The organism is Rhodoferax potami (genome assembly GCF_032193805.1).
GTDB classification, from domain to species: Bacteria; Pseudomonadota; Gammaproteobacteria; order Burkholderiales; family Burkholderiaceae_C; genus Allorhodoferax; species Allorhodoferax potami_A.
Genome location: NZ_JAVBIK010000001.1, coordinates 3,553,524 through 3,577,219, shown reverse-complemented (window position 1 = coordinate 3,577,219; position 23,696 = coordinate 3,553,524). Strand labels below are relative to the sequence as shown.

At 60.6% G+C, this 23,696-nt stretch carries 18 protein-coding genes; 5 read left to right on the top strand and 13 right to left on the bottom strand.

Going from position 1 to position 23,696, the window contains the following annotated elements; translation table 11 throughout:
* The 7 genes from RAE19_RS17140 to RAE19_RS17110 form a co-directional block, all read right to left on the bottom strand.
* Complete coding sequence (locus RAE19_RS17140; protein ID WP_313876013.1) at window positions 1–549, bottom strand: hypothetical protein; 549 nt, start codon at window positions 547–549, stop codon at window positions 1–3.
* Window positions 546–1,643, bottom strand: coding sequence for a cell division protein ZapE (gene zapE / locus RAE19_RS17135; RefSeq protein WP_313876012.1), 1,098 nt, complete (start codon window positions 1,641–1,643; stop codon window positions 546–548). Before zapE ends, RAE19_RS17140 begins: the two co-directional genes overlap by 4 nt.
* Before the next feature lie 83 nt (window positions 1,644–1,726).
* Window positions 1,727–3,154: a dihydrolipoyl dehydrogenase gene (gene lpdA / locus RAE19_RS17130; RefSeq protein ID WP_313876011.1), complete on the bottom strand. Its 1,428-nt coding sequence runs from the start codon at window positions 3,152–3,154 to the stop codon at window positions 1,727–1,729.
* A 140-nt stretch (window positions 3,155–3,294) separates the two neighbouring features.
* Entirely contained in the window at window positions 3,295–4,545 is a 1,251-nt protein-coding gene (odhB, locus tag RAE19_RS17125; protein WP_313876010.1) for a 2-oxoglutarate dehydrogenase complex dihydrolipoyllysine-residue succinyltransferase, read from the bottom strand.
* A 46-nt stretch (window positions 4,546–4,591) separates the two neighbouring features.
* The gene (locus RAE19_RS17120; protein WP_313876009.1) at window positions 4,592–7,486 is read right to left on the bottom strand and encodes a 2-oxoglutarate dehydrogenase E1 component; all 2,895 of its coding nucleotides are present in this window, start codon (window positions 7,484–7,486) and stop codon (window positions 4,592–4,594) included.
* Window positions 7,487–7,693: 207 nt separating this feature from the next.
* Entirely contained in the window at window positions 7,694–9,586 is a 1,893-nt protein-coding gene (locus RAE19_RS17115) for a propionate--CoA ligase (protein ID WP_313876008.1), read from the bottom strand.
* A gap of 172 nt (window positions 9,587–9,758) precedes the next feature.
* Window positions 9,759–10,367: an isochorismatase family protein gene (locus RAE19_RS17110; RefSeq protein WP_313876007.1), complete on the bottom strand. Its 609-nt coding sequence runs from the start codon at window positions 10,365–10,367 to the stop codon at window positions 9,759–9,761.
* A gap of 168 nt (window positions 10,368–10,535) precedes the next feature.
* On the opposite strand from RAE19_RS17110, the gene RAE19_RS17105 reads away from it, so the two are divergent.
* The 5 genes from RAE19_RS17105 (at window position 10,536) to RAE19_RS17085 (ending at window position 16,782) form a co-directional block, all read left to right on the top strand.
* Window positions 10,536–11,072, top strand: a complete 537-nt coding sequence (locus RAE19_RS17105; RefSeq protein ID WP_313876006.1) for a C40 family peptidase — start codon at window positions 10,536–10,538, stop codon at window positions 11,070–11,072.
* Between the two features lie 42 nt (window positions 11,073–11,114).
* Entirely contained in the window at window positions 11,115–11,768 is a 654-nt protein-coding gene (gene alkB, locus RAE19_RS17100; RefSeq protein ID WP_313876005.1) for a DNA oxidative demethylase AlkB, read from the top strand.
* A gap of 148 nt (window positions 11,769–11,916) precedes the next feature.
* Entirely contained in the window at window positions 11,917–13,353 is a 1,437-nt protein-coding gene (locus RAE19_RS17095; RefSeq protein ID WP_313876004.1) for an aldehyde dehydrogenase family protein, read from the top strand.
* Window positions 13,354–13,389: 36 nt separating this feature from the next.
* Entirely contained in the window at window positions 13,390–14,097 is a 708-nt protein-coding gene (locus RAE19_RS17090; protein ID WP_313876003.1) for a VOC family protein, read from the top strand.
* 81 nt (window positions 14,098–14,178) lie between these two features.
* On the top strand, window positions 14,179–16,782 hold the full coding sequence (locus tag RAE19_RS17085; RefSeq protein ID WP_313876002.1) for a DEAD/DEAH box helicase: 2,604 nt from the start codon (window positions 14,179–14,181) through the stop codon (window positions 16,780–16,782).
* 61 nt (window positions 16,783–16,843) lie between these two features.
* On the opposite strand, the gene RAE19_RS17080 is transcribed toward RAE19_RS17085, so the two are convergent.
* The 6 genes from RAE19_RS17080 to RAE19_RS17055 form a co-directional block, all read right to left on the bottom strand.
* Window positions 16,844–18,352 (bottom strand): tripartite tricarboxylate transporter permease, encoded by a 1,509-nt coding sequence (locus tag RAE19_RS17080; RefSeq protein ID WP_313876001.1) that lies wholly within the window; start codon window positions 18,350–18,352, stop codon window positions 16,844–16,846.
* Window position 18,353: 1 nt separating this feature from the next.
* Window positions 18,354–18,800, bottom strand: coding sequence for a tripartite tricarboxylate transporter TctB family protein (locus RAE19_RS17075; RefSeq protein ID WP_313876000.1), 447 nt, complete (start codon window positions 18,798–18,800; stop codon window positions 18,354–18,356).
* Between the two features lie 130 nt (window positions 18,801–18,930).
* On the bottom strand, window positions 18,931–19,875 hold the full coding sequence (locus RAE19_RS17070) for a Bug family tripartite tricarboxylate transporter substrate binding protein (RefSeq protein WP_313876273.1): 945 nt from the start codon (window positions 19,873–19,875) through the stop codon (window positions 18,931–18,933).
* A 167-nt stretch (window positions 19,876–20,042) separates the two neighbouring features.
* Entirely contained in the window at window positions 20,043–21,518 is a 1,476-nt protein-coding gene (locus RAE19_RS17065; RefSeq protein ID WP_313875999.1) for a sensor histidine kinase, read from the bottom strand.
* The gene (locus RAE19_RS17060; protein ID WP_313875998.1) at window positions 21,515–22,183 is read right to left on the bottom strand and encodes a response regulator; all 669 of its coding nucleotides are present in this window, start codon (window positions 22,181–22,183) and stop codon (window positions 21,515–21,517) included. The genes RAE19_RS17065 and RAE19_RS17060 overlap by 4 nt, the downstream gene beginning before the upstream one ends.
* Before the next feature lie 495 nt (window positions 22,184–22,678).
* Window positions 22,679–23,686, bottom strand: coding sequence for a Bug family tripartite tricarboxylate transporter substrate binding protein (locus RAE19_RS17055; protein ID WP_313875997.1), 1,008 nt, complete (start codon window positions 23,684–23,686; stop codon window positions 22,679–22,681).
* Window positions 23,687–23,696: the final 10 nt, after the last annotated feature.

Genomic DNA, 23,696 nt, shown 5'->3' with positions numbered 1-23,696 from the left:
TCACTGACTGATCGGAAGCGGCTCTGCCCTGTCGGGCTTGTCTTGGATGCGCTTCTCTACCTCGGCTTTGCGGCGTGCGGCTTCTTCCAGTTTGGCTTCGAACGCCGCGCGATTGGCTTGGGCTTGCTCCGGGCTTATCGCAGCCGGCGAGTCATTTACTTCTGGTCGGTCAAGGGGCTGTGGCACCGGCGCTGTTTTGGGTACGCGCTCCGCGACAGGTTCTTTGGCCATTTCTTCCAGCCGCTTGGTTTGCTCGGTTTTCTTGTCCTCAAGCCGTTCTAGCTGTTCGCGTGTACGCTCCGTGCGCTCTGAATCACGCAAAGCGAGTTCACGCTTGCGCAAGGCTGCAGCGCGAGCACGCCGTTCAGCGCTCCACTTTGACAAGCAGGCATTGACCGCAAACCGGTCATAGCACGCCGACTCGATACGAGAACCTTCGAACTGCAACTGCTGTCGCTCAGCCTCTACTGCCTCCAGCGAGTCAGCAAAGGCGGGCAAGAAAACTGCCTGCAGCAAGACCAAGCGGACCACGAAGGACAAAATTTTCATGTCAATCGGGTATCCACCGTACGACGCTCAAGCTCCAAAAACTCTTTGGACTGCATTTCTGTCAAGCGGGACACCGTGCGCGGAAATTCATGGGACATGGGACCTTCGGTATACAACTGCTCCGGGGCTACATCTGCAGACATGATCAGTTTTACGCGGCGGTCATAGAGCACATCCACCAACCAGGTGAAGCGCCGGGCTTCGGATGCCATGCGCACCGGCATGTGCGGCACACCACTCAGGAAGACGGTGTGGAAACGTGAGGCGATTTCGAGGTAATCATTTTGCGAGCGGGGACCACCACACAAGGTCTTGAAGTCAAACCACACCACGCCCCCTGCTTTGCGCACCGCGCCGATCTGGCGCGACTCGATATGCAGCAGAGGGTCTTCATCATGCTGCTCGGCCAATGCATTGAAGGTGGCCGTCATCGCTGCATCTGCCACCGGGCCATTGGGCACGTGGTAAAGCTTGGCATCCTCCAGGGTGCGCCGGCGGTAATCGGTCCCGTTATCCACGTTGAGCACCTCCAGCTTCGCGTTCAACAAAGCAATGGCCGGCAAGATGCGGTCCCGGTGCAGGCCGCCGGGGTAGAGGTCATCCGGCTTGAAATTCGAGGTCGTCACAAAACCTACCCCGTTGTCAAACAGGGCGTTGAGCAAACGGTGAAGGATCATGGCGTCGGTAATGTCCGCCACGTGGAACTCGTCAAAGCAAATCAAGCGGTAACGCTTGGACATACGCTTACCCAGCTCATCCAGCGGATTCACCGTGCCTTGCAGGTTCACCAGTTCGTGGTGTACCTCGCGCATGAACTCATGGAAATGCAAGCGGGTTTTGCGCTTGAGCGGAACGGCATTGAAAAAGCAATCCATCAGGAAGCTCTTTCCCCGCCCTACCCCGCCGAACATGTACACGCCCTTTGGAATCTCGGGCCGATTGATCAGCTTCTTGAGGGCATTCGAGCGCTTCGCTTTGTACGCAGCCCAATCGCTGGCACAGCGCTCCAAAGCCTCCACGGCACGCAACTGTGCAGGGTCGGCTGTGTATCCACGGACCTTCAACTCCGCCTCGTAGGCTTCTTTAACGCTCAAGGCTTACTCCGGTATGCAACAAAAAGAGAAGCTGCTAGCGCATTATTCATGCGGGCTAGCAGCTTATTTGGCAAAAAAACCGATCAGAAGTTCAGCGTACGCTTGTCCACGGCCAACGCCGCTTCCTTGGTGGCTTCACTCAAGGAGGGGTGTGCATGGCAGATGCGTGCGATGTCTTCCGCACTGGCCTTGAACTCCATAGCCACCACGGCTTCAGAAATCAGCTCGGAGGCTTGTGGTCCAACGATGTGAACGCCCAGGATTTCGTCCGTCGTGGCATCGGCCAAGAACTTCACGAAACCGGTGGTGTCGCCCAAAGCGCGTGCACGGCCATTCGCCAAGAACGGGAACTGACCAGCCTTGTACGCCACGCCATCTGCCTTGAGCTGTTGCTCTGTGCGGCCGACCCATGCGATTTCAGGGCTGGTGTAGATCACCCAAGGAATCGTGTTGAAGTTCACGTGACCGTGTTGACCGGCAATGCGCTCAGCCACGGCAACGCCCTCTTCTTCCGCCTTGTGCGCCAACATCGGGCCACGCACCACGTCGCCCACCGCCCAAACACCGGGCAGATTGGTTTTGCAGTTGCCATCCACCACGATCGCGCCACGCTCGTCCAGCGCCAAGCCCACTGCCTCGGTGTTCAGACCGATGGTGTTGGGCACGCGGCCGATGGAGATGATGAGTTTGTCGACATCTAACGTCTGTGCTTCGCCCTTGGCGTTGGTGTAGGCAACAGACACGCCCTTTTTGCCGTTTTTGATCTCGCCAACTTTCACGCCCAGCTCAATCTTCAGCCCTTGCTTGGTGAAAGCTTTGAAGGCTTCCTTTGCCACGCCTTCATCCACGGCACCAAGGAAGGTCGGCAGGCCTTCCAAAATAGTCACTTCGGAACCCAAACGCTTCCATACGGAACCCATTTCGAGGCCGATCACGCCGGAGCCGATCAAGCCCAACTTCTTGGGCACTTCGCCGATGTTCAAAGCGCCGTCGTTGGACAACACATTGACTTCATCAAAAGGCGTACCGGGCAATGCGCGGGCATTGGAGCCTGTCGCGATGATGATTTGCTTGCCGGTGATGGTTTCTTCGGCAGCGCCGGCCACCTTGATTTCGTAGCCGCCTTCAGCGGCTTTGACGAAAGAGCCACGACCGTGGAAAAACGCAATCTTGTTCTTTTTGAACAAGTACAAGATGCCGTCGTTGTTTTGCTTCACCACGGTGTTCTTGCGGGCGAGCATCTTGGCCACATCCATGCTCACGCCAGTGGCCGTAATGCCGTGTTCGGCAAAGTGGTGGTTGGCATGGTTGAAGTGCTCAGACGATTGCAGCAAAGCCTTGGAAGGAATACAACCCACGTTGGTGCAGGTACCGCCGGGAGCGGGACCGCCAGCGGCATTCTTCCACTCGTCGATACAGGCCACGTTGAAGCCCAGCTGGGCTGCGCGGATGGCGGCTATGTAACCACCGGGGCCACCGCCAATGACGACCACGTCAAATTGTTTGCTCATGAATTTCTCGCTTCTAATTCCAGAGATTCAGCAGGATCACAGTGCCTGCTTACAGAAACACCGCGGAACCGGCTATGCCGGGCCGCTGGTGTTGCCCCCTGCAAGGGGGAAGCGGCAATGCCGCCCGGGGGTGAGCCCGATCAGATATCAAACAGCAAGCGAGCTGGATCTTCCAGCGCTTCCTTCATGGCCACCAGGCCCAGAACGGCTTCGCGGCCGTCGATGATGCGGTGGTCATAAGACATGGCGAAGTAGTTCATGGGGCGAACCACCACTTGGCCGTTCTCGACCATGGCGCGGTCTTTGGTTGCGTGCACACCCAAAATGGCGGACTGGGGCGGGTTGATGATGGGGGTAGACATCATGGAACCGAAAGTGCCGCCGTTGGAGATGGAGAAGGTACCGCCGGTCATTTCTTCAATGCCCAGCTTACCGTCCTTGGCCTTCTGGCCGAACTCAGCAATCTTCTTCTCGATATCGGCGAAGCTCATCTGGTCTGCGTTGCGCAGAATGGGCACCACCAAGCCACGGGGCGAGCCCACGGCGATACCGATGTCGAAGTAGCCGTGGTACACGATATCGGTGCCATCGACAGACGCGTTCAGCACTGGGAACTTCTTCAGGGCGTGCACAGCAGCCTTGACAAAGAAGCTCATGAAGCCCAGCTTGCAGCCGTGTTCTTTTTCGAAACGCTCTTGCATGCGCTTGCGCATGTCCATGACCGGAGCCATGTTGATTTCGTTGAAGGTGGTCAGGATGGCGTTGGTCGACTGGGACTGCAGCAAACGCTCAGCCACGCGCGCACGCAAACGGCTCATGGGCACGCGCTGTTCAGGACGGTCACCCAGATTCACAGAAGGGGCCGCCACTTGAGGCAAAGACTTGGTCGGAGCACCCGTGGGGATTACGGCAGCTGCTACCACTTTAGGAGCAGCGGCAGCAGCCAACACGTCACCCTTGGTGATGCGGCCGTCTTTGCCTGTGCCTTCAACGCTCGAAGCCGCAATGCCGTTGTCGGCCAGCAACTTGGCTGCAGCAGGCATGGCAACGCCTGCCTTGGAGTTGTTCGCCGCAGCAGCGGCTGCCACCGGAGCAGCAGCTGCGGGCGCAGCAGCAGGAGCCGCAGCGGGTGCTACAGCACCGGCCACTGCAGCAGTGTCGATACGAGCGATCAGCTGCTCGGCAGCCACAGTAGCGCCGTCGGCCACTACCAATTCGACCAGCACGCCGGCGGAGGGTGCGGGAACTTCCATCACCACTTTGTCGGTTTCTACTTCGATCAGGATCTCATCGACCGCGACCGCGTCACCGACCTTTTTCTTCCACTGCAACAAGGTTGCTTCCGCCACAGATTCAGACAGCTGTGGGACTTTGACTTCTACGATTGCCATATCAAATTCTTTCCGTAATGTGTTGTAGGTGTGAAGAGCTGCTGACTTACTTGGTCAGAACAAAGCCCTTCAACTTGCCGAAAGCGCCTTCGACCAGAGCCTTTTGTTGCTCTTGGTGCAGGTGGGAATAGCCCACTGCCGGCGATGCAGAAGCAGCGCGGCCGGAGTAGCCCAGCTTTTGGCCGTCAAACATGTTTTCGTGGATGTAATGCTGCACAAAGAACCACGCACCCTGGTTTTGCGGCTCGTCCTGGCACCACACCACGTCGGTGGCATTGGGGTACTTTTTCAGTTCGGTCGCAAATGCCTTGTGCGGGAACGGGTACAGCTGTTCCACACGGATGATGGCAACGTCGGTGTCGCCCTTTTCTTCGCGCTTTTTCACCAAGTCGTAGTAAACCTTGCCAGAGCAGGCAATCACGCGCTTGACCTTGTCGCCCTTGAGCTCTTTGCTCTCAGGGATGACGGTTTGGAACGCACCCTTGGTGAACTCGGACAGTGGAGATGTCGCGTCTTTGTTACGCAACAAGCTCTTGGGCGTCATGATGATCAACGGCTTGCGCAGGTTGCGCACCATCTGACGACGCAACACGTGGAAGATCTGGCTGGCCGTAGTCGGCTGCACGATCTGCATGTTGGTGTCAGCTGCCAATTGCATGAAGCGCTCCAGACGCGCAGAGCTGTGCTCAGGGCCTTGGCCTTCGTAGCCGTGCGGCAGCATCAACGTGATGCCGTTTACACGGCCCCACTTCACTTCGCCGGACGCAATAAACTGGTCGATTACCACCTGAGCGCCGTTGGCGAAGTCGCCGAACTGGGCTTCCCAGATCACCAAGGTGTTCGGGTCGTTGGATGCGTAGCCGTACTCAAAGCCCAACACAGCCTCTTCAGACAGGATGGAGTCGATTACAACAAACGGAGCCTGCTTGTCGGCCACGTTTTGCAAAGGCACATAGGTACCAGCATCCCATTTTTCACGCTTCTGGTCGTGAATCACAGCATGGCGGTGGGTAAAGGTACCGCGTCCGCAATCTTCGCCCGACAAGCGCACGGGGTAGCCGCTGGCCACCAAGGATGCGAAGGCCATGTGCTCGCCCATGCCCCAATCCACATTGATTTCGCCGCGGCCCATGGCTGCGCGATCGTCGTAGACCTTTTTCACCAGCTGGTGAGGTGTGACGCTTTCAGGAATGGTTGTCAGCTTTTCAGACAAACGCTTCCACTCGGTCAACGGTATGGCGGTGTCGCCAGCGTCCGTCCACTTTTTGCCGAGGAATGGAGACCAGTCCACCGCGTACTTGCTCTTGAAGTTGGTCAGTACGGGGTCCACGGTGTGCTTGCCGGCGTCCATGGCTGCGCGGTATTCCTTGACCATGGAGTCACCAAGCTCGGCACCCAAACCTTGAGCGGCCAGCTTGTCTGCGTACAACTTGCGGGTGCCGGGGTGGGCACTGATCTTTTTGTACATCAAAGGCTGTGTGAGCGAAGGCGTGTCTTGCTCGTTGTGGCCCAGCTTGCGGTAGCAGGTGATGTCAACCACCACGTCCTGGCGGAACTCCATGCGGAACTCCAGCGCCAGCTGGGTCGCCAACACCACGGCTTCCGGGTCATCACCATTCACGTGCAACACGGGAGACTCGACCATCTTCACGATATCGGTACAGAACGCGCTGGAGCGCATGTCACGCGGGTCAGACGTCGTAAAACCGATCTGGTTGTTGATGATGATGTGGACAGTGCCGCCTGTGGTGTAACCACGGGTCTGAGCCAAAGCCAGTGTTTCCTGGTTCACACCCTGACCGCCGAAAGCCGCATCGCCATGCACCAGCACTGGCAACACTTGTGAGCCCTTGGGGTCGTCACGGCGGTCCATACGGGCGCGCACGGAGCCTTCCACCACCGGGTTCACAATTTCCAGGTGAGATGGGTTGAACGCCAGAGACAAGTGAACGGGGCCGCCAGCAGTGGACACGTCCGAGCTGAAACCCTGGTGGTACTTCACGTCACCGGCAGGCAGGTCTTCGGGCGCAGTGTGGTCAAACTCAGCGAACAGGTCCGCAGGCATCTTGCCCAGGGTGTTCACCAGCACGTTCAGACGGCCGCGGTGGGCCATGCCGATCACGATTTCCTGGATACCCTTGGCGCCGGCTTGCTGAATCAGCTCGTCCATGGCGGCGATAAAGCTCTCACCACCTTCCAGGGAGAAGCGCTTCTGGCCCACATACTTGGTGTGCAAGTAGCGCTCCAAGCCTTCAGCCGCAGTCAGGCGCTCGAGGATGTGTTTTTTCTTTTCTGCGTTGAACTGGGGCTTGCTGCGGGTTGCCTCCAGCTTTTGCTGCCACCAGCGCTTCTGGTTCTGGTCGGTGGTGTACATGTACTCCACGCCAATCGTGCCGCAGTAGGTTTCACGCAAAGCGTTCATGAGCTCACGCAGGCTCATGGATTCTTTGCCGAAGAATGTGTTGCTAATGTTGAAGACCGTTTCCTGGTCTGCATCGCTGAAGCCGTAAAACGAGGGCTCCAGTTCGGGGATGTCATCGCGCTCGATGCGCTTCAAAGGGTCCAAATCAGCCCAACGTGCGCCCACATTGCGGTAGGCCGCAATCAACTGCTGCACTGCAGTGCGCTTGCGGCCCATTTCGGAATCGGCACCGGTGGCAACCACGGTCTGCTTGACGCCTTTTTTAGCCAGATCAACGAATGCGTTGATCACGGGCATGTGGGCTACGTCTTTGGCTGTACTGCCGTCAGAGGCGGGAACGTGTTGCAGCGCGTCGAAATAATCGCGCCATGTGTCGGGAACGCTACCGGGGTTGGCCAAATAGTTCTCATACATCTCTTCGACGTAGGGAGCATTGCCACCAAACAGGTAGGTGTTGTTTTGATAGGTTTGGTACACGGTGGAACCCGTGTTCGCCCCTTTGGAGTTTGAATCACTCATCTTGCGCTGACCTCCGTTCCCCTTCAGGGAACATAAGCTGGTTAAAGCTGGTTAATTAACCTTCCGCGACACGGCTGAACCGATTGGCGGATGCGACTGTGGCATGGGAAGGGCCTTCATTGCAGCGCGAATTGTGCCACTGAATGATTTTGAGGGATAGTAAAGACTTGGCGAGGGTATGCACTTTGTGCATACCCTCATGCCGATTTATGCGAGCAGCTCGCGGATCTGCTGCAATGCGCCAGGATCTTCCATGGTGGTCAGGTCACCGGGATCGCGCCCCTCGCACACTGCCTGAATGGCGCGGCGCAGCAACTTGCCACTCCGGGTTTTGGGGAGAACCGAGACAAACCGCACCCGCGCGGGGCGCCCCACGGCACCAATCGACTGGTCCACCACTTTCATGATGTCGCCTTCCAGCTTGAGTTTCGCAGCCTCATCGCCCAAACCACTGGCATCTTTCACCACCACAAAGGCCACCGCCACCTGCCCCTTGAGCGCGTCTGCCACCCCCACCACGGCAACTTCAGACACATTGGGATGGCTGGAAATGCTTTCTTCAATCTCCCGGGTGCCCAAACGGTGGCCCGCCACGTTGATCACATCGTCGGTGCGGCCCAGAATAAAGAAGTAACCATCCTTGTCTCGAACAGCCCAGTCGAAGGTGCTGTAGAGCTGCTTGCCGGGAATGCTGCTCCAGTACGTCTTTACGAAACGCTCGTCATCACGCCACACAGTTTGCATGCACCCTGGCGGCAATGGGCCCTCTATCGCCACCACGCCTTTTTGATCAGGACCGGTCAGCTCTTCCGAGGTGTTTTCATCGATAAGCTTGATGTCGTAGCCATACATTGCCACACCTGGGCTGCCGAACTTGCTCGGCGCTTTTTCAACCCCGTTCGCTATCGTCAGGATCGGCCAGCCGGTCTCTGTTTGCCAATAGTTGTCGATGATGGGCTTGCCCAAGCTCTGGCTGATCCATTGGGCGGTCGGCTCATCGAGCGGCTCTCCGGCCAAAAACAGGGCCCGCAGGCTCGACAGGTCATATTTACTCAACAGCGCCGGGTCTTGTTTCTTGAGCACCCGCACCGCGGTCGGCGCGCTGAACATGACGGTCACCTTGTATTTCTCGACCAGGCTCCACCACACTCCGCCGTCAGGCTTAGTTGGCAGTCCCTCGTACATGATGGTGGCCATGCCGGCAATCAAAGGGCCATAAATGATGTAACTGTGCCCCACCACCCAACCAATGTCGCTGGTGGAAAAGAAGGTTTCCCCCGGGTTGCCGCAAAAAATATGCTTCATGCTGGCCGCCAAGGCCACTGCGTAGCCTCCGGTATCGCGCTGCACCCCCTTGGGTTTGCCGGTGGTGCCGCTGGTGTACAAGGTGTAGCTGGGATGGGCTGAATCCAGCCAGACGCACGGAACTTGGGTTTCCAAGTGCGCTTGGCGCAACTCAGCCCACAAGTGATCCCGCCCGGCGACCAGCGGCATCGGAGCCAGCTTGCGGTCCACCATCAGCACCGCGGCTGGCTTGTGGCTGGAGGTGGCAATCGCCTCATCCAGCAAGGGCTTGTACTCCACCACTTTGCCGCCGCGTGAGCCGGCATCTGCACTCACGATCACCACCGGTGAAGCGTCTTCAATGCGTGAAGCGAGTGAGCCTGCAGCAAAGCCGCCAAACACCACCGTGTGGATCGCACCAATCCGGGCACACGCCAGCATAGCAAACGATGCCTCGGCAATCATGGGCATGTAGATCAGAACCCGGTCACCTTGCTTGACGCTCAAGGCTTGCAATGCTGCGGCCATGCGCTGCACTTCCGCGTGCAGTTGTGCAAAGGAGTACACCTGCTCGGTATTGGTTTCAGTAGAGACGGCAATCAACGCGGGCTGGTCCGGGCGGGTTATCAGGTGCCGGTCGACGGCGTTGTGGCAGAGATTGGTGGTTCCGCCGACAAACCATTTGGCGAAAGGGGGCCGGCTGTAGTCGCACACTTGGGTGGGCTGGGTGCGCCAGTCGATCATCCCGGACTGTTCAGACCAAAAGCCATCGCGGTCATCGATGGAACGGCGGTAAAAATCGGCGTAGCCTGTCATTGTTTGTCTCCAGTCGGGTCCATAAAACTGAATTCATAATTATGGATAAGCAACTTGCGGCAAGCTGACTCCGGTTCCGCCCAAGCCCCGCTAGCCGTATGGCCATAAAAAAAGGCGGCCCATGCTGATGGGTCCGCCTTTACCGGGCATCAAGAGCGCTGCTCGGCGCTGATTACTTGATCAGCGCTTGCGCCTCTTTAAATACCGGGTGCTCCGCCGTGCGAATCCATTCAAAGACCACCATTTCAGTGGTTACCAGTTCGGCACCAGCGCCGGCCAGCCGGTCAAAGGCAGCGTCACGATTGCGCTCGGTGCGTGAGCTGCAGGCATCGGTCACCACCCACACTTCAAACTCGTCTTCCAGCAAATCGAGCGCGGTTTGCATCAAACACACATGAGCTTCACAACCGGCAATCACAATGGCACCGCGCTCAGATGCCGGCGGCTTCTGCAAATGCTTGGGCAAGCTGCGGGCGTTGCCCTGCACCGGCTTGGCCGGTGGGCGCAACCATTCGCCCAAGCCTTCTTCAATCGCGCTGAACTGCATTTTGTTCAGCACCTTGGCACGCGCTTCGGCCAGCGCGGCTGCCAAATCGGGCACCGTATGACCCAGGCCGCCTGGGTTTTGCTCTGTATAAAAAGCAGGCACTTCCATTAAAGCCGCCAGCTTGGCCAAACGCACCGCATTGCCCAGCACCAATTCAGATTCAAACATGGCGGGCATCAAACGCGCCTGGTAGTCCACCAGCACCAACTGGCTTGTGTCGACATCCATCAACATAGCGAAATCCTTCTCAAAAAACGTAGCGCGAGCATAACCTCTCGAGCGGTCAGGGCCTCCGGGTTATCCCGCCCCACACAGAATATCCAAGCGAATCAATGCGTTAGAGGTGAAATCAAATGTATCTGACCGCTTGACACACTGGCCCTCCCCCACTAGAGTGCGCCGATGCGTTTTTTCCTTGCCTGTGCCCTGATGCTCACTTTGAGCGTCGCCCACGCCCAACAATCCCCCGCCCCCAGCGATGACATGTCCCGCTTATTGGCGGAGCGCGGCTTGCTGTCCCGGATTGGTGATGTCGGCAACAAAGTTGGTAACCGCGCTACCGAACTGGTAATGAACTCGATGGCGTTTCTGGGTGTGCCCTACAAACGCGGCGGCACCGAGGCCGACATCGGTTTTGATTGCAGCGGCTTTGTGCGCGCTATTTACCAGCAAACTGCCGGACTGCTGCTGCCACGCCAGGCTTCTGAGCAAGCTGCGGCTACTCAAAAAATTGACAAACACGAGTTGCAACCCGGCGATTTGGTGTTCTTCAACACCATGCGCCGTACCTTCAGTCACGTTGGCATTTATGTCGGCAACGGCAAATTCATCCACGCCCCCAAGCCAGGTGCCGAAGTGCGGGTGGAAGACATGGGTATCAGCTATTGGGCCAAGCGCTTTGACGGCGCCCGTCGGGTCAACACCGAACAGCAGCCCTGAAAAGCCAAGTCGCCACATCGGCGCACCTTGACTGGGTTCACTGTGAACCTCGATCTCTTTGGCGACTCGTCGCCCACCCCTGCACCGCCCCACATACTTTGCCCTGGCGCTTACGCCTTGGCCGGCATCGCCGTTGCGGACGCTCCTGCGCTGTGGGCGGAGGTACAACTCATCACCCAGATCAGCCCGTGGCGCCACCTCAGCACGCCGGGCGGGCTTCGCATGTCGGTGGCCATGAGCAATTGCGGACCTTGGGGATGGGTGAGCGATGCAGCGGGTTATCGATACCAGCGCTTTGACCCGCTCACTGGCGCTCCTTGGCCGGCCATGCCGCAAGCCTTCAAAACCTTGGCCAGCCGCATGGCAGCGCTTGCCGGCTACCCCGGTTTTGAGGCAGATGCGTGCCTGATCAACCGCTATGCGCCGGGTGCCCGCATGACCCTGCACCAAGACAAAAACGAGGTGGATTACGGGGCGCCCATCGTGTCGGTGTCGCTGGGTCTTCCGGCCGTGTTCGAGTTGGGCGGGCTGGAGCGGGGCGAGCCGGTGCAAACCGTGTTGTTGCACCATGGCGATGTGCTGGTGTGGGGTGGCCCGGCCAGGCTGCGCTACCACGGAGTGCGCGCTGTGCCGCATGGCAACCACCCTTTGACGGGCGCTTGCCGCATCAACCTGACGTTTCGCCAAGCGGCCTAGGGTCAACCCCCATCTGGTTTGGAGTAGCGGCTCAAAACTGCACTCCAGCGACAGCGGGCCCCTGCACTTGCCCCCACAATGCCTGCTGCCAAAGCGCAGCGCCACAGAATAAGCGCGCGCGCCCCCCTCTATTGCCAGGAGCCACCGCATGAGCCAAGCCAATCAAGACGCCGACCCGCAACTGATGCAAACCACCTTCGAGGCTCAGCGGGCCACTGCGCTGGCCTGGCGCCAGTCCACCGCAACCGAACGCATTGAACGTTTAGAGCGGCTGCGCACCAGCCTGATGGCGCACAAAGAGGCGCTTTACGAAGCCTTTGCCGCCGACTTTCACAAACCCCGCTTTGAAGTAGACGGCACCGAAATCGTGCCCAGCCTGGACGAAATTCGCCACAACATCAAATGCCTCAAGGGCTGGATGCGCCCTACCCGCATTCGCGCCACCGAACTCACCATGGGCAACAGCGCCCATGTGCAGTACCAGCCCCGCGGCCGCTGCCTGATCATTGCGCCCTGGAATTACCCCCTGTACCTGATGCTCAGCCCGCTGGTGTCCGCCTTGGCGGCAGGCAACACCGCCATCCTCAAGCCCTCGGAGATGGCGCCGCGCGTGGCCCAAGTGCTGGCCAGCATCGTGGCCAAGGCCTTCCCGGCACATGAAGTGGCTTTGTTTGAAGGGGCACTGGCCACCTCGCAGGCCCTTCTGGCCATGCCGTTTGACCACATCTTCTTTACCGGCTCACCCGCCGTGGGCAAGGTGGTCATGGCGGCTGCGGCCAAAAACCTGACCAGCGTGACCCTGGAACTAGGCGGCAAGTCCCCCACTATCGTGGACGAGACCGCCGACCTGCAAAAAGCGGCTGAAACCATCATGTGGGGCAAGTTTGTCAACGCCGGCCAGACCTGTGTGGCGCCCGACTACCTGTATGTGCACGCCTCGGTGCGAGATGCTTTCGTGACGGCTTGCCAGGCCGTCATCAAAGCCCGCTATGGCGACAGCGCCCAGAGCCAGCGCAGCAACGCAGACTTCACCCACATTATCAACCAGCGCCACACACAGCGCATCGAAGGCCTGCTCAAAGACGCCACGTCGCGCGGCGCACGGGTGCTGAGTGGCGGCGAGGTGGACACCGCCGGCAACTACATCGCCCCGACCCTGGTCGACAACGTGCCCATGGACTCCACCCTGATGCAGGAGGAAATTTTCGGCCCGGTGCTGCCCATCATTCCCTACACCGACCTGCAGCAGGTCATCACCTCCATCAATGCCGACCAGAAGCCGCTGGCCCTGTATATCTGGAGCAGCAACCAGAGCAACATTGACACCGTACTCACCAACACCAGCTCCGGCGGCGCCTGCGTGAACCACTGCGTGCTGCACGTGGCCCACGGCAACCTGCCCTTCGGCGGGGTCAACAACTCCGGCATCGGCAGCTCGCACGGCATTTACGGCTTCAAGGCCTTCTCGCACGAGCGCGCGGTGCTCAAGGGCGGCTGGCTGCCCAGCATCCGCATGTTCTTCCCGCCCTACACGGCGGGCCGCATCAAACTGCTGAACTTCTTGGTGAAGTGGGTCAGCCGCTAGAAGTTTGAGACGGCGCCGGGGTGGTATCGTGCGGCGATGAAAACACAGATAGACCACCTCGTCGTTGCAGCCCACACTCTGGAGCAGGGTGTGCAGTGGTGCGAAGCCACCCTCGGCATCACCCCGGAAGCCGGCGGCGAACACAGCCAGTTCGGCACCCATAACAAACTCTTTAAGATCGCGACGCCCGCCCACCCGCTGGCGTATTTCGAGATCATTGCCATCAACCCCGGCGCCAAGGGCCCGGCCAACCCCAACGCCAAGCGCTGGTTTGACCTCGACAACCCCGAGCTGCGTGCAGCAGTTGCCAAGGAGCCACGCTTGGTGCACTTTGTGGCCGGCACCGACGAGATGCTGCCCGCCCGCATCGCACTCAAGGGCCTGGGCATCGACCGCGGCCCGGCCATGCCCGCCAGCCGCCACTCGCGCAAAGGCGTGCTGCACTGGCAAATCACAGTGCGCGAAGACGGCTACCGCCTGTTTGAAGGCTGCCTGCCCACGCTCATCCAATGGGGTAAACCGGACGACGTCGAGCCCCAGCGCCTGCACCCGCGCAACAGCCTGCCGCGCAGCCGCGTCAGCCTGGACAGCATCGCGGTGAGCCACCCGAGTGCGGCCAAACTGCAAGCCGCCTATGCGGCGATCGGTCTGGAAGGCGTGGCCATCTCGGAGGGCCCGGCCAACCTGAGCGCCACGCTCAAAACGCCCAAGGGCCTGGTCACGCTGCAGAGCATGGGCATTTGACCTGCAGGCATTGACGAAGATTTGCTCCTCTTTTGATAGCTGCTCGCGCACACCCAATCTGCCCCAGCAGCCGTTTTGATTATGAACCGCAAGCGCACACCGCCTCTGCCTGCTGACCCAAGCCACCCGGAGCCCGACGCTGATGGCGCCGTTATCGGCCAGTTCCGCCCCCGCATCATACTGATGACGCTGGGCCGGGGCGAAGGCTTGCTGGGCCTCAAGCCCCAGGGCAAGTTGGGGCCGCGTGGCGACAGCGTGACGCTCGCGCAGTTCGACTGGACCTACCGCACCCCGACCGGCGACCGCTGGGAGACACCCGCCCCCAGCTCCATCCTCAACAGCCGCCCGGCGGAGTTTGAAGAGTTGTTCGACACCGGCGGCCCGGTGGTGCGCTTGCAGCGCAACCTGGTGGCAGAGGCCGACGCCATGGACGCGGTGTGGGACATGGGCTTTGTGCCGCTGGCAGACGCCACCTTCCAGTGGCGCAGCCAAAAGCAGCGCCCGCATCTGGGCAGCGTGTGGACGCTGCCGCAGGAAGACCACTTTGGTGACTTCTGGGCCGACCAGGTGCCCCAGCTCCAAGCCCAAGGCTGGACGGTGGTGGTGCAACCCGGCTTTGCGCACGAAAGCGTGGCTGTAGAGCGCTGGAAGCTCATCCTGAGCCCTGACACTGGAGAAGTATTGGGCAAAGTGCTGGACAGCCCCTTGGTGAAACCCGCACGCGGCGTCGAAAAGCTGGCCCTGCCGGGTCGCGAAGGCGAATGGCTGCTGAGCCTGGGTATCGAGATTGATGGCGAAACGCTGGACCTCGCCCCCATGCTGGCCAACCTCATCAAGCGCGACCCGCGCTGGTTGATCCGCAACTACCTTGACACGCTGGACGACCTGGCCACCGTCTCGCTGCGCGCGCCGGGCGGCAAGCGCATTGACGCCGAAGCCGGCCCGCTCAAAGCCATCGTCGGCGCCATGGTGGACTTGCTGACCGACCCACAGCGCATGGCGCCCAAGGGCCCCATCCAGCTGGGCGCATGGGAAGCCCGCCGCATCAACACCCTGCGCGCCAGCCTGCTGGAAGCCTCGCGCGTGGGCGTCCACCAAGGCTGGCAACTGGAAGGCGATGTGGGTCTGGCCGCTTTGGCCAAGCGCCTGCACACCATAGGCCAGCCCCAACCGGTAGAGGCGCCTGCCGGCTTGCAAGTGCAACTGCGCCCCTACCAACTCGAAGGCTTGGCTTGGCTGCAATATCTGCGCGCGCAGCACTTGGGCGGCATCTTGGCCGACGACATGGGCTTGGGCAAAACCGCCCAAGCGCTGGCCCATGTGCTGCTGGAGAAACAGGCTGGCAGGCTGGATCGCCCGGTGCTCGTGGTACTGCCCACCTCGCTGCTGTTCAACTGGCAGGCCGAGGCGACGCGCATGGCGCCGGACTTGCGGGTGCTGAACCTGCACGGCCCGGACCGCGCTGCGCTGTTTGCCGACATGCCCGCACACGACTTGGTGCTCACCACCTACCCGCTGCTGTGGCGCGACATCGATGTGCTGGCCGCGCAGCCCTTCCATCTGGTCATTCTGGATGAGGCGCAGATGGTCAAAAACGCGGCCAGCCGCAGCGCCCGCGCCTTGCGCCAGCTGCAAAGCCGCCACCGCCTGTGCCTGACCGGCACCCCGCTGGAAAACCACCTGGGCGAACTCTGGGCCCAGTTCGACTGGCTGATGCCCGGCTTTCTGGGCGACCAGCGCAGCTTTGCCGCCCGCTGGCGCAAACCGATTGAAGAGAACGGCGAAACCGTGCGCGCCGCCCTGCTCGCCCAGCGCGTGCGCCCCTTCATCCTGCGCCGCCGCAAGCAAGACGTGGCCACTGAGCTGCCGCCGCGCACCGAAGTCATCCAGCGCGTGCAACTGCAGGGCCGCCAACGCGAACTTTACGAAAGCGTGCGCGTGGCCGCCGACAAACAAGTGCGCCGCGTGCTGCAACGGCAGAACTTTGCCGGGGCGCAGATCAGCATCCTCGATGCGCTGCTCAAGCTGCGGCAGGTGTGTTGCGATCCCTACCTGGTGAAGGGCAGCGATATTGCGCCCGACATGGAGCGCGCCAAACTGCATGCGCTCACAGACCTTTTGGTGCCGCTGGTCGATGAAGGTCGCCGCGTGCTGGTGTTCTCCCAGTTCACCGAGCTGTTGGAGCTGATTGCAGATGCCCTCTCCGCGCTGCGCCTGTCCTTCTTGAGCCTGACCGGCAACACCCGCCCCGCCCAGCGCGGCGACGTCGTGCAGCGTTTTCAAAACCAAGAAATACCGGTGCTGCTGGTCAGCCTGAAAGCCGGTGGCGTCGGCCTGAACCTCACCGCCGCCGACACCGTCATCCACATGGACCCGTGGTGGAACCCTGCCGTGGAAGAACAAGCCACCGCCCGCGCCCACCGCATCGGCCAGGACCAGCCGGTGTTCGTCTACAAACTGGTGGTGGAAGGCAGCATCGAAGAACGCATGCTGGAACTGCAGGCCCGCAAACTCGCCCTGTCTGAGAGCGTGCTCGGCCACGACGCCGAAGGCGCTGCCAAGTTTGATGAAGCCGATTTGCAAGCGTTGCTTGCGCCGCTCGGCACCCTCATGGAGCAAGGCCAAACGCCGGAAGAGGCCGCCCGGCGCTGGGGGCGGACGGGGGGCCGGGTGGAGGGGGTTTAGGCATCAAATGGCCTGCCATCCGCACCTGTCAGCTCGGATTGAACAGGCTGCCCCCTGGGTTTCACAAAGACGCTGCGCTACTGCGCTTGCTGCCCCAGACACGCAGTGTGACGGGCACTACCAACATCAACACCGCAGCCAACCACAACCCCTGTGTGATGGGGCTGCCCACCAGAATGCTGCTGTCGCCGTTGCTGATGGACAGTGCGCGACGCAGGTTTTGCTCCATCATGTCACCCAACACAAAACCGAGGATCAATGGCGCCATCGGAATGCCTTGTTTGCGCAACAGGTAGGCCACAAAGCCCAGTCCGCTCATCAGAATCAGGTCAAAGGTGGTGGCGTGCACGGCATACACGCCCACACTACTCACGGCGACGATGCCTGGCACCAACAACCAGTTCGGCACGCGGAGCACTTTGGTAAACACCCCCACCAGCGGAATATTGAGCAGCAACAAGATAACGTTGGCCACGAACAAGGATGCGATCAGGCCCCATACCAGATCAGGCTGTTGGCTGAACAGCGCCGGACCCGGCGTGATGTTGTAGAGCGAGAGGGCCCCCACCATCACCGCCGTCGTGCCCGAGCCGGGCACACCCAGGGTCAACATGGGTACAAACGATCCGGTGGCTGCTGCGTTGTTGGCAGCCTCAGGTGCTGCCACACCACGGATATCACCTTTGCCGAAAGTGTTGTCTTTGTCAGTCAGACTTTTCTCCATGGAGTAGGTCATGGCACTGGCGATGGTCGCACCCGCGCCGGGCAATACCCCCACTGCAAACCCCACCACGCTAGAGCGCACCGTGCCCCACCAGGTGTGTGCCAGCTCCTTCAGGTTGAACATCATCCGTCCGGTCTGTGTGATGATTCCGCTGCTGCTGTGGTGCTGTTCGAGCATCAGCAGCAGTTCGCTGATGGAGAAAACACCAATCACCACAACGACAAACTGGATGCCATCGGAGAGATGGACATCGCCCCCGGTAAAGCGGTAGACACCAGAGTTCGAGTCTAGGCCCACGCAGCTCATGGAAAGGCCGATGATGGCCGCCAGCGCAGCCTTGACCGGCGATTCCCCCATGAGTCCGGCAATGCAGGCGAATGCAAAGCACATCAGCGCAAAGTACTCTGCCGGACCAAATGACAGCGCCCACTGCGCCAGCAAGGGTGCGAACAGCACAATACCCACCGTGGCGATCAAGGAGCCGACAAATGAACTCCAGGCCGAGATGGAGAGCGCCACGCCGCCCTGGCCGTTGCGGGCCATGGGATAACCATCCAGCGCGGTCATGATGGCGCCGGCGTCACCCGGCACATTCAGCAGGATCGAAGAAATGCGGCCGCCATACTCACAGCCGATGTAAACAGCAGCCAGCAGAATCAGGGACGCCTCAGGCGGCAGCTTCATGGCGAAAGCCAAAGGCATCAGGATGGCCACGCCATTGATCGGGCCCAGGCCCGGCAACAGGCCGACAATGGTGCCGATAAAGCAGCCCATGGCAGCGATCAGCAGGTTGGTAGGCGTAAGTGCCACGCCAAAACCGGTGGCGAGGTGTTGCAAGACTTCCATACTAATTCCCTCCCAGCAGTGCAGTGATGGGACCGATGGGCAGCACCACATCCAGCAGTTTGTCGAACAGCAGGTACAAAGCAACGCCCAATCCGGCACCACCGGCGAGAGACTGTCTCCAGCTGCCGCCAAAAGCCATGCCCACGGGCAGCGCCATCAGCGCTGTAGCCAGCGCAAACCCCATCCACTGGAACAGTATGGCGTATGCCAGCACAGCGCCAGCGCACAAGGCAGTAGCAGTCCACGGGACACCACGAAAAGCCCCAGCCCCTTGCGCCGGGCGAAGCACCAGCCACAGGCCACACAGGCTCATGCAGGCAGACAGCAGCAGCGGGAAAGCGCGGGGCCCCACAGGTTCATAAGAAATGGCGGCAGCGTAGTCTTGCGCAGCCCAAGCCATGGCGGCAGACGCAACAATACAGACAGCACCGAGCAGGCGGTCACTCATGGGGAAACTCCGGAGATATCAAGGGAACGGGCGTCATTCGCCCAAGGTCCCGCAGGACACACCCGCGGGACCTGGCCAAGGTGCAACTTGGCAATATGAAAGATTCAGGGGCAAACCAAGCGATTCACACTCACTTGGCAGGGACCACGTTCAAACCGAAGTCTTCCGCCATCTTGCGGTAACCCTCGACTTGCTTCTTGACGTAGGTGTCGAGGGGCGCACCGGTCAGCGCCATGGGAAACAGGCCGCGTTCGCTGCGCAACTTGTCGTAGGCGGGAGTAGCTAAGAGCTTGTTAAAGGTATCTGTCCACGTCTTGTAGTCTGCATCGCTGACTTTGGGGCCAACGTAGAAGCCGCGCACGATGGGCCAGTTCACATCAAAACCCTGTTCCACCGCCGTGGGAATGTTGGCCATGTCGCCACTCAGGCGCTTGTCGTTCATCACGGCCAGAATGCGTACTTTGGCGCCGGCCTTGATCTGCTGGCCCGCTTCGGCAGCGTCGCCGGTAAATACGTGGATATGTCCCCCTTGCAAGGCTGTCAGCGCCTCGCCGCCACCTTCAAAAGCGACGTAGCGCATGGTTTTGGGATTCACGCCCCCAGCGCGCGCGGTCAAAGCGGCCTTCATCCAATCCTGGCTGCCGACGGTGCCGCCAGCACCCAGGACCACTTTGGAGGGGTCGGCCTTCATGGCAGCCATCACATCCTTCAGGGTCTTGAATGGCGAATTCTCTGCCACCACCACCGCACCGTAGTCCGTGCCAATGGCGGCAAGCCAGCGCACGTCGTTCTCGGTATAGCGGCCAAACTTGCCTTGTGCCAGGCTCAAGAGAGAGCCACCTGAGAAAGCGATGATGGCGTTGGCCGCGTCGGGCTTTTGCGCGATCACGGTGTTGTAAGCCACAGCACCGATGCCGCCGGGCATGTAGGTCACCCGCATGGGGTCGGCAATGAACTTTCCGTCCTGCAGTGCGCTCTGGACGAGCTTGCAGGTCAGATCAAAACCACCACCCGGCTTGGCCGGTGCGATGCACTCGGTCTTGTCAAGCGGGCCGGCTGTAGCCGTGAGTGCCATGGCAGATACGGCGACGGCGATGAATTTGGAAGCGATGCGCATGAATGTGTCTCCTTGGAATGTGGGGGCGCTCGCAGCGGTCAGGCTGCGATAGCCGCACTGTAGAAAAAGCGCACTTTCAGAACGCTTTCAGCGGCGGAGTGATTTTTTGAGGGTTTACCCGAGCTTTAGTTGCGGGCGCTCATGTCCATGTCCCGGGTCTGTGCGAGGTGAAGGATCACCGCCAGTCCGCGTCCCTCGGGCCCCGGGCGCACCTGCAAGGTGCCTGCATGGCGCTGGGCTACGGTGCGCGCAATCGCCAGCCCCAGGCCGGAGCCTGGCAACTGGCCGTTACGCCCCCGAAAGAAGCGTTCACCAGCACGCGCCAAGTCCTCGGGCGGCAGGCCGGGGCCATCGTCGACCACACTAAAACGCACCGCCTGCTCCTCACCAGCCACCGCCAACGTGACGTGGCAGCCCGCGCCGCCATGCCGGATGGCGTTGTGCAGCAGGTTGGAGAGCGCCTCTTTCAACAAACCGGATTCACCCAGAAAGGGCAGCGTGTCTGCCGGGGCGTGCAGACCCAGGTCCACCCCCTGCTCGCGGGCGATGGGCCACCAGCGGCGCACCATGTCCTCAGCCAGCACCACGGCATCCAGCGCCTCAGGCTCGGGCGCAGCACTGTCGGCCTTGGCCAGTGAGAGCATTTGGTTGGTCTGGCGGATAGTCTCATCCAACTGCTGGCGGATGTTGTCCATCACCACCCGCAGGGCAGCCGGGTCTGCCTCGCGCTGTGCGTAGGCTACCTGGGTCGCCAGCGTCGTCAACGGGGTGCGCAGCTGGTGGGATGCATCGTCTACAAACTGGCGACGCGCCTCTGTGTGTTCACGGTTGCGTTCAATGTGATGGTTGATGGCGCCCACCAACGGCAGCAATTCAGCGGGCACGGCATCGCTGCGCATGGGCGTCAGGTCCTCGGGGGCGCGCGCCTCCACATCGCGGAGCAAACGGGCCAGCGGGCGCATGGCCCAGGCAATGGTGAGACCGAACAACGTGGTTGCCACGGCGACCAGCAGAAAGTCGCGCGCCACAGAATTCAACACCAAACTCCGCCTGAAATCAGTGCGCGCTTCGAGCGTTTCCGCGACTTGGACCACCACCCGCTGAGGTGCAGACTGGCCAGCTAGTGGCGTCGTCAACTCCCGCGCATAGCTGCCAACCCGCACCGGCTCGCCAAAGTACATGCCCTCATGAAACTGGGGAACACCGTCCAGCAATGGTTTGGGCGGAAGCGGGAGTGCAGAGCTGCCAATCTCGACCAAACCATCCTCCGTGGCCACGCGGTAGTACACCTGTCCGTTGGCGGTCAGTTCGAAAAACTTCAACATGCGGTACGGCAACTCCACCCCCAAACCGCCACTGGCCGTCGAGATGCTGGAGTCGATCGACTTGACAGCACCCAGCAAAGAACGGTCATAGGCTGCGTCGGCGGCTTCGCTGGCAGTGCGCCAGGCCAGCCACAGCTCGGCCGAAAACACCAGCAGCATGCCCGGCACCAACACCAGCAACAACTTGCGCCGGATGCTTCCACCCATCCAGCGCAGCAGGGGCCGCAGGGGTTGGTACGGAACAGTGCCTGCCTGAAGCGGATCGACCTCGCTCATGGTGCGCATTCCAACATATAGCCCATGCCACGCAGGGTGGTGATGTGGACCGGCGACGCGTCCAGCCGTTTGCGCAGGCGGTGCACCAGAACCTCGATGGCCTCGGGGCTGACGTCCTGCTCATCCGAGAACACGCGCTCGACCAACTCGCGCTTGGACAGGGCCTCGCCACTATGCTGAATCAGTGCGCGCAGCACAGCGTGCTCGCGCGGGGTCAGTGTCAAGGGCTCATGCTGCAGGCGGAACTGCTTGGTCGCACTGTCGTAACTCAAGGGGCCACAGGCAAAGCGCGGGTGTTCGATGCCGCGAGAGCGGCGGACCAGCGCAATAAGGCGCGCCTCCAGCTCGGTCAGCTCGAAGGGCTTGGCCAGAAAATCATCTGCGCCCCCGTGCAGGCAACTCACACGCTCCATGAGAGAGTCCCGCGCGCTGAGGATGAGGACAGGCAGGCGCTCGTCCGCTTCGCGCAGATCTGAAAGCACGTCATGCCCGCCCAGACCGGGCAGTCCCAGATCGAGAATCAGGGCGTCGTATTTGGTAGCCTTGAGGCTTCGTCGGACTTGGCGGCCATCGTTCACCCAGTCCACCTGGAAATCACTTTGCGCCAGTGCCTTGGTCAGCCAGGTACCTAGTTCGTTTTCGTCTTCGGCAAGTAATACGCGCATGGAAGCATTCTTTAGGAGAGCCCGGCGCAGAAATGGACGTTCAGCCGCACCGGTGTCGTCCATGATAAGAGGACTGCGCTGGTACCGGTTTGCTGTGGCTGTCGTTGTCGGATCGGGGGGACACGTGAATGCTCCTCGGTATTCGGTTGGTTTACGCAGCCCGTATGACAAACACACTCTGTATGTTGCCGACCGCAGTTCACCGTGCTGCTGGAACTGATCACCGATGCACTCGCGACACTGCGCCTGCCGTTTTGAGCCTGACCGGCAACACCCGCCGCGCTCAGCGCGGCGACGTCGTGCAGCGTTTTCAAAACCCGGAAGTGCCGGTGCTGCTGGTTGGGGGCGGACGGGGAGCCGGGTGGAGGGAGTCTGAACGCCACTTCCACCCCGCAGGCGCCACGATTTACGCTCCTCTTTCAATAGCAACCCACGCCCTATCGGCGGGGGTCAGCTGCCATTTTTACTGCAAAACAAGCGGTGCGGCCGGTCGCCCTATTCCGCCTCGATGCCCGCTGCCTTGATGACGTTGCCCCACTTTTGCGTCTCGCTGACTTGGAACTTTGCCAACTCCTCTGGGCTGCTTGTCCAGGCTTCTGAACCACTGTTCTCAAAAAACGCTTTGGCTGCAGGGCTCTTGGTGGCAGCCGCCAGCAGTTCGTTCAAGCGAGTCACCACCGCAGGCGGGGTGTTGGCAGGTACATAGGCAGCAAACCAGTAACCCATGTCATACCCTTTGACTCCGGCCTCTTCCAGCGTCGGAACTTCGGGCAACATGGGGCTGCGCTTGGGCGTCGAGTAACCCAGGGCACGCAATTTGCCCGCTTTGATCTGGGGGATTCCGGTGGCCGTGTCTGTGATCATCAAGTTGATCTGTCCACCCAGCAGATCCGTAATGGCCAGAGGATTGCTCTTGTAGGGCACATGCAGAAGCTCTACGCCTGCGAGTTGCTGCAGCATCTCACCGGCAACGCGGCTGGATGAGCTCCCGCTCCCGAAGCTCAATTTGCCCGGGTTCTTTTTGGCAAATGCCAAAAGTTCCGCCACCGTCTTGTAGGGTGCGCTGGCGCTCACCACCAGCACCTGCCCACCTTTGCCCAGGCCGGTCACAGGGGTGAAGTCTTTCACCGGGTGATAGGAGAGTTTTTTGTACAGGTGTTCATTGGCTGCGTGGGTGGTGTTTGTCGTAATCAACACGCTGTACCCGTCAGGCGCTGCTTTTGCGACAGCGGAGGCTGCGATCATCCCGCTGGCACCTGCCTTGTTGTCCACGATCACCGGCTGCTTGCTGTCGTTGCTCATGGCTTGCCCCAACGCGCGGGCCAACAAGTCGGTTGCACTGCCGGCCGCAAACGGCACGACGAACGTAACCGCCTTGTTCGGATAAGACGTGCCCTGGGCAAAGGCGGCGCCGTTGACTGAAAGCCCGGCCAAAGCGAGGGCTGCCACCAAGGCAGCAGCGCTGCGGCGGCTTGTAGGGAGGGAATGGGGAAATGTCTTCATGCTGTCTCCT

Coding starts and splice junctions, on each gene's coding strand:
- RAE19_RS17140 (WP_313876013.1), bottom strand. CDS start 549: ATGAAAATTTTGTCCTTCGTGGTCCGCTTGGTCTTGCTGCAGGCAGTT.
- lpdA (WP_313876011.1), bottom strand. CDS start 3,154: ATGAGCAAACAATTTGACGTGGTCGTCATTGGCGGTGGCCCCGGTGGT.
- odhB (WP_313876010.1), bottom strand. CDS start 4,545: ATGGCAATCGTAGAAGTCAAAGTCCCACAGCTGTCTGAATCTGTGGCG.
- RAE19_RS17120 (WP_313876009.1), bottom strand. CDS start 7,486: ATGAGTGATTCAAACTCCAAAGGGGCGAACACGGGTTCCACCGTGTAC.
- RAE19_RS17115 (WP_313876008.1), bottom strand. CDS start 9,586: ATGACAGGCTACGCCGATTTTTACCGCCGTTCCATCGATGACCGCGAT.
- RAE19_RS17110 (WP_313876007.1), bottom strand. CDS start 10,367: ATGTTGATGGATGTCGACACAAGCCAGTTGGTGCTGGTGGACTACCAG.
- RAE19_RS17105 (WP_313876006.1), top strand. CDS start 10,536: ATGCGTTTTTTCCTTGCCTGTGCCCTGATGCTCACTTTGAGCGTCGCC.
- RAE19_RS17095 (WP_313876004.1), top strand. CDS start 11,917: ATGAGCCAAGCCAATCAAGACGCCGACCCGCAACTGATGCAAACCACC.
- RAE19_RS17090 (WP_313876003.1), top strand. CDS start 13,390: ATGAAAACACAGATAGACCACCTCGTCGTTGCAGCCCACACTCTGGAG.
- RAE19_RS17085 (WP_313876002.1), top strand. CDS start 14,179: ATGAACCGCAAGCGCACACCGCCTCTGCCTGCTGACCCAAGCCACCCG.
- RAE19_RS17080 (WP_313876001.1), bottom strand. CDS start 18,352: ATGGAAGTCTTGCAACACCTCGCCACCGGTTTTGGCGTGGCACTTACG.
- RAE19_RS17075 (WP_313876000.1), bottom strand. CDS start 18,800: ATGAGTGACCGCCTGCTCGGTGCTGTCTGTATTGTTGCGTCTGCCGCC.
- RAE19_RS17070 (WP_313876273.1), bottom strand. CDS start 19,875: ATGGCACTCACGGCTACAGCCGGCCCGCTTGACAAGACCGAGTGCATC.
- RAE19_RS17065 (WP_313875999.1), bottom strand. CDS start 21,518: ATGAGCGAGGTCGATCCGCTTCAGGCAGGCACTGTTCCGTACCAACCC.
- RAE19_RS17060 (WP_313875998.1), bottom strand. CDS start 22,183: ATGCGCGTATTACTTGCCGAAGACGAAAACGAACTAGGTACCTGGCTG.
- RAE19_RS17055 (WP_313875997.1), bottom strand. CDS start 23,686: ATGAAGACATTTCCCCATTCCCTCCCTACAAGCCGCCGCAGCGCTGCT.